The sequence below is a fragment of the Rhizobacter sp. P3_B12 genome (assembly GCF_056402895.1).
In genome coordinates, this window is record NZ_JBFUGN010000380.1 from 1 (window position 1) to 5,411 (window position 5,411).

General features: G+C 69.5%; 5 protein-coding genes and 1 pseudogene. 4 read left to right on the forward strand and 2 right to left on the reverse strand.

Features of this window, described 5'->3' with window-relative positions:
- The 3 genes and pseudogenes from AC1D01_RS18990 to AC1D01_RS19000 form a co-directional block, all read left to right on the forward strand.
- Positions 1-809: pseudogene (locus AC1D01_RS18990) on the forward strand (DUF2399 domain-containing protein); the annotation flags it as partial.
- Positions 810-862: 53 nt separating this feature from the next.
- The gene (locus tag AC1D01_RS18995) at positions 863-1,897 is read left to right on the forward strand and encodes an alpha/beta hydrolase (protein WP_477868982.1); all 1,035 of its coding nucleotides are present in this window, start codon (positions 863-865) and stop codon (positions 1,895-1,897) included.
- A 35-nt stretch (positions 1,898-1,932) separates the two neighbouring features.
- A complete protein-coding gene (locus tag AC1D01_RS19000; protein WP_477868984.1) occupies positions 1,933-2,319 on the forward strand; it encodes a hypothetical protein in 387 nt (128 codons plus the stop codon).
- A gap of 130 nt (positions 2,320-2,449) precedes the next feature.
- On the opposite strand, the gene AC1D01_RS19005 is transcribed toward AC1D01_RS19000, so the two are convergent.
- Complete coding sequence (locus AC1D01_RS19005; RefSeq protein WP_477868986.1) at positions 2,450-3,388, reverse strand: AraC family transcriptional regulator; 939 nt, start codon at positions 3,386-3,388, stop codon at positions 2,450-2,452.
- A gap of 96 nt (positions 3,389-3,484) precedes the next feature.
- Between AC1D01_RS19005 and AC1D01_RS19010 the strand changes: the two genes are divergently transcribed.
- On the forward strand, positions 3,485-4,246 hold the full coding sequence (locus AC1D01_RS19010) for an SDR family oxidoreductase (protein WP_477868988.1): 762 nt from the start codon (positions 3,485-3,487) through the stop codon (positions 4,244-4,246).
- A 32-nt stretch (positions 4,247-4,278) separates the two neighbouring features.
- On the opposite strand, the gene AC1D01_RS19015 is transcribed toward AC1D01_RS19010, so the two are convergent.
- The coding region (locus AC1D01_RS19015) for a glycosyl hydrolase family 18 protein (protein ID WP_477868990.1) at positions 4,279-5,411 on the reverse strand (1,133 nt) is incomplete at its 5' end.

Genomic DNA, 5,411 nt, shown 5'->3' on the forward strand with positions numbered 1-5,411 from the left:
GGGTGCAAGCGCGCGAGGCGCTGCAGGCGGCCGCGGCCGAGCTGGCGGAGGGCGGCTCGGCGCTGAACCTGGCGACGCTGATGCGCCGCATCGAGCTGCTGCATGCGCTGGCGAACTGGCAGGACGAGCAGCACACCGGCACGCGGCGGGATTTCGAACTGCAGGCGCGCGGCAAGACCAAGTCGCTCGCGACCGCGGAGTGGCAATGGCTGGATGCGCACGTCGACCTGCCTGCGCTGGGCATCGAGCGGTTCGCGCAGCAGGTGTGGCTGGCAGGCGCACTCGATCTGGCATGGGCGCCCGATCACCGCTGCGATCTGCGGGCGCTGCATTGCGTGGGGCTGGCGGCGCGTGACTTGCTGAAGCTGGCGCGGGCGGTGGCGCCGATGCACTACTGGCTGATCGAGAACCGCGCGAGCTTCGAGCGGCAGGCGGCGCAACGCGAGGACGGCGTCGCGTTGGTCTGGCTGCCAGGGCGGCCACCGGGCGACTGGATGGCAGCCGTCGGCGCGCTGTTGGAACTGGCCCCCGCGCCGGCGCGCATCAGCGCCGATCCGGATCCGGCGGGCGTCGAGATCGCGCTGACGGCCGGCAGCCTGTGGGAGGGCCGCGGGCTGCCGTGGGAGCCGCATCTGATGGGCGTCGATCAGCTCGCTGCGGCCCGGCAGAAGCTGGCGCTGGATGATCACCATGATCCCGCGACGTTGGCTCGCATACGCGAGCGGCCGGGTGTGCCAGAGACGCTGCGACGACTGTGCGAGCACATGGCGCAGCAGCTGGTGAAGGCCGAGCAAGAGGGGTGGCTGTGATCCGCCGATACCATCGCGCACCGCTCCAACATGCCTCGCGGCATTGCCATCCCATGCCGACTCTGTCGTCGAACTTCTCTTTCCGCGCCTTGCGTCCGCTGCTCGCGGCCCTTGTCCTGGCAGGTGCCGCATCAGGCAGCTTCGCGCAAGCCGCGGTGCCTGACGAGGCGGCCGATTACGCGAAGCCGCATCAGCTGATCGACGTCGACCACGGCCGTCGGTTGAACCTGTACTGCCGCGGCAGCGGCGGCCCGGTGGTGATCTTCGATGCCGGCCTGGAAAGTGACGGCTGGGACTGGCTGAAGGTGCATCCGGCCGTCTCGAAGCTGACCACCGCCTGCGTCTATGACCGCGCCGGGTACGGTTTCAGCGACGCCACGACCCGGCCCGCCACCCATGCGCAGGCGGTTGCGGACCTGCACGTGCTGCTCCAGCGGGCGAAGCTGAAGCCGCCCTATGTGCTGGTCGGTCATTCGATGGGCGGCCGCATCGCCCAGCTCTACGCCTACACCTGGCCGAAGGAGGTCGGCGGCCTGGTGATCGTCGACAGCGAGCACGAGGACGAGCCCGCGCGTGGCAGCCGCGTCACCGGTGGCAAGTTCTCGAAGCTGCTGGCGCAAGAGAAGGCGATCGACGAGGGCTGCTACCGCGCGGTGCGCCAGGGCATGAAGGCGGGGAGCGAGGCGTACGTGCAATGCGTGGGCGACAGCGCCGAACTCTACGGGCCGCTGCTGTGGCCGGTGGTGCGCTCGGCACGGCTGGATCTCAAGCGGCAGACGGCCGTGCACGCCGAGTACCTCCAGTACCACACGAAGAGCGCGGCCCAGTTGCGCGCCGCGCGCAAGCGCTTCGGCGACCTGCCGCTGGTCTACCTGACCCGCGGCGTCAGTCTGTATGCGGCACCCGGCAAGCCCCGGAGCGAGCTCGACAAGGCCTTCGAGGCCGAGGTGCTGAAGACGCACGAGGAGGTGGTGGCGCTGTCGAGCCGCGGAGTCCATCGCGTGGTCGCCGGCGCGGGGCACAACATTCCGGCCGAGAAGCCGCAGGCGGTGATCGATGCGGTGGTCGAGGTGCTGGGGATGCGCTGATCCGGAGTCGCTGGCTCGACGGCCACGAGAATGGCGTGAAGCCCATCCAGCTTGCGAAGCCCGTGAGGCTCTCGGGAAATGATCTGAAGGAGCTCACGCGCGTGCGCTGCCGCTTTGCCTGGAGCCCTGTGGACCAGCAGGCGCAACGGCCACAGCGCGACGGAGGCGATGCGATTCGGCTCATCCTGGCTGTAGGCCGCCGCAAAGGCCTCGTCCAGCAGGCTCTCCGCAGCCTGATCGGTGGGGTTCATCTCCGCGATGGACGCGATGGCCTGGCAGCGATACCAGGGGTGCTCGATGCTGCGTGCCACCTGCAGTGCCTGCACCGGATCGTGTTCAGCGAGCCGTTGTACTTTTCCTCGTGCCACGGCGCCCCTGGCCTCGGGGCTGTTCCTCAGTCGCGCGATGTATTGATCCGGTGATTCGAACGGATCGCCTCCCGGCATGTCAGCACTCACAGGCCAGGCTTCCAGAGTTTCGGCACGCCCGCTGCATGCGGCCTGCGCCAGACGGCAACGGAAAGAGGAAGTGAGGCATGTTCAGGCGCAGGAATCAGACAGGATCGTAAAGCGTTCGGCTGGCATACCGCCCCGGCGGCATCCCCACATGCCGTGTGAACGCCACGCCGAAGGTGCTGACCGAGCTGTAGCCCACGCGCTCGGCGATCTCGGCGATGGCGAGTTCGCGCTGCCGCAGCATCTGCCGCGCGAGCGCCATGCGCCAGGCCAGCAGGTACGCCATCGGCGCCACGCCGACCGCGCGGCTGAAGCGCTCGAAGAAGGCCGAGCGTGACATCGCTGCCTCTTGCGCCAGCTGCGCGATGGTCCACGCATCCTGCGGCCGCTCGTGCATGCGTCGCAGTGCCACGGCCAGCTTCGGATCTGCCAGCGCACGCACCAGGCCCGCCGAGGTCGACGTTCCGGCCGCGCTGCCGGCCGGCACCCGCAGTGCCTCGATCAGCAGCACCTCCAGCAGGCGCGCCATCACGATCTCGCGCGCCGGCCGGTCGGTGCGCGATTCGTCGCCGACCAATTGCACCAGCGTCGACAGCCGGCGCTCGCCGCGCACATGCACCCATTGCGGCAGCAGCGGTACCAGCAGCGCTGCATCGGGCGAGCCGAACACGCAGTGGCCGACCAGCATGCGCACGTCGACCGCGCCGTTCGGGTCGCCGACGCGTGCGCCGCCCGGCATCGGCGCGATCGGCGTGGTGACGGCTTCGTCCGCGCGCGGCGGCTGCCGGTCGAGGCTGGACGTCGCGAAGCCGCGCGCAGCGGGGATCAGCGCGAAGTCGCCTTCCCGCAGCGTGATCGTTTCGCCACCGCCCGGGCTGTCGATCGTCAGGTGGCAGCCGCCTTCGAGCACGACGAAGTAGAACGGCCGGCCCATCTCGGCGCGGCGCACCGCCCACGGCGCCGAAGCGACGACGAGCTTCGAGAACGGCGCCCCGGGTTGCAGCAAGGACACGACTTCTGCCAACGGATCGACCATGCAGGACTCTCTCGACAAATCAATGGACTCCAGAGTGTAGTCAGTCCGGTTCCGGCTGCGTATCGTGCGGGCATCGCCAACCTGATGGAGTTCCCGATGTCCACCCGATCCAGCGTCCCCACCGTCCTGATCACCGGCTGCTCATCCGGCTTCGGCCTCGAGACGGCGCGCTTCTTCCTCGACCAGGGCTGGCGCGTCATCGCGACGATGCGCACGCCGCGCGAGGATCTGCTGCCACACACCGACCGCCTGCGCGTGCTGCCGCTCGACGTGACCGATGCCGAGAGCATCCGCCGCTGCGTCGAGGCGGCCGGGCCGGTCAATGCGCTCGTCAACAACGCCGGCGTCGGCCTGCTGGCGCCGCTCGAAGGCATCACGCCCGACAGCGCCCGCGCGATCTTCGAGACCAACACGCTCGGCACCATCGCGATGACGCGGGCCGTGCTGCCGCAGTTTCGCGAGCGGCGCGCCGGCGTCGTCGTCAACGTCACGTCGAGCGTCACGCTGAAGCCGCTGCCGCTGCTGTCGGTCTACACCGCGAGCAAGGCGGCCGTGAATGCGTTCACCGAATCGCTCGCGCTGGAGCTGGCGCCGTTCAACGTGCGGGTGCGCGTGGTGCTGCCGGGGCGCGCACCCGGCACCAGCTTCGGCGACAACGCCCGCCGGCTCATGGCCGGCAGCGCGCACGAGGCCTATGCGGACTTCACGGCACGCGTGTTCGCCGCGCTGCGCGACACCAGCACGCCGGTCACGCACGCACGGGATGTCGCCGAGGCGGTGTGGCGTGCGGTGACCGACCCGGCGGCGCCGATGCGCACGCCGGCGGGGGCCGACGCGGTCGCCTTGGCGGCAACCTGACGGCCCCCTGGGCCTCGGTCCCTACGGAAGCTTCACAGCTTCGGCAGGCTCGGGATCGTCTGGTTGCAATCCCCCTTCAGCGGCAGGTTGCGGCACACGTACTGCCCGGCCGAGTTCTCGGTGGCCGCGCCGGCCGGTGCCGGCATGTGCACGCGCTGCTTCCAGATCTGCCAGATCATGAAGCCGTCGTTCGAGCGGCCCTTGTTCTTCACGTAGTTCACCAGCGTCTCGACGTTGTAGTACGGCGTCGCCATGTTGTTGCTGCCGTTCAGCATGTCGGCGTCGTACTGCACGCCGTTGGCCGGGATCTTCAGCACCGCGCCGCCCGCGCCTTCCGGGGCGATCTCCATGCCCATGTGGATCGGGCCGCTGTAGATCGCGCGGTACGACTCGTAGCCCTCGCGCGGGTCGTAGTAGTCGCCGCCGTCGTACGACATCAGGTTGACGTGGCTCAGYTTGCTGCCGCGCGTCTTGACGGCGGTGTACATCACGCCGCCGAACGGCGAGCCCCACTGCACCTTGCCTTCCTCGAACGGCGAGCCCTTCACGTAGTAGGCGCCGGTCGACCAGCCGGCCACCGAGATGCCGAGCTTGGCGCCGCGCGACTGGATCTCGGCGTAGGTCGCATCGATGATGCCGACGATCTGCGCATCGGTGTTGCAGCTGAAGTTGGCGGCGTCGAGCTTGTTGCACGACGCGCCGTTCACTTCCCAGTCGAGGTCGACGCCTGACGCGCCGAGGTCCAGCGCCAGGTCGACGACGCCCCGGGCGTTGTAGTTCGCCCATTCGCTGCCCTGGCTGTAGGCCCAGCCGCCGAACGACAGCCACACCTGCGTGCCGCGGGCCTTCAGCGCCGCGATGTTGTTGCGCAGGTCCTGCGCCTGCTGCGCGCTGAAGAAGCGCTGCCCGTTGTTGCCGGAGGCGCCTTCGGCGAACTCGAAGCCGGCGATCGACTGGTCGAACGCGTAGCTGCCCTTCACGTACGGCGTGTTCGGCTTCGCGAAGGCCAGGTTCACGTGCGTGAAGTAGTTCGGGATGTTGGCCGGCACCAGGTCGTAGATGCTGGTGTTCCAGGTGCCGGAGTAGCCGATGTAGGCGCGGGCGGCCGGTGCGGGTGCCGGGGCCGGCGCAGGCGCGGGGGCCGGCGCTGGGGCCGGTGCAGGCG

Coding starts and splice junctions, on each gene's coding strand:
- AC1D01_RS19005 (WP_477868986.1), bottom strand. CDS start 3,388: ATGGTCGATCCGTTGGCAGAAGTCGTGTCCTTGCTGCAACCCGGGGCG.
- AC1D01_RS19010 (WP_477868988.1), top strand. CDS start 3,485: ATGTCCACCCGATCCAGCGTCCCCACCGTCCTGATCACCGGCTGCTCA.
- AC1D01_RS18995 (WP_477868982.1), top strand. CDS start 863: ATGCCGACTCTGTCGTCGAACTTCTCTTTCCGCGCCTTGCGTCCGCTG.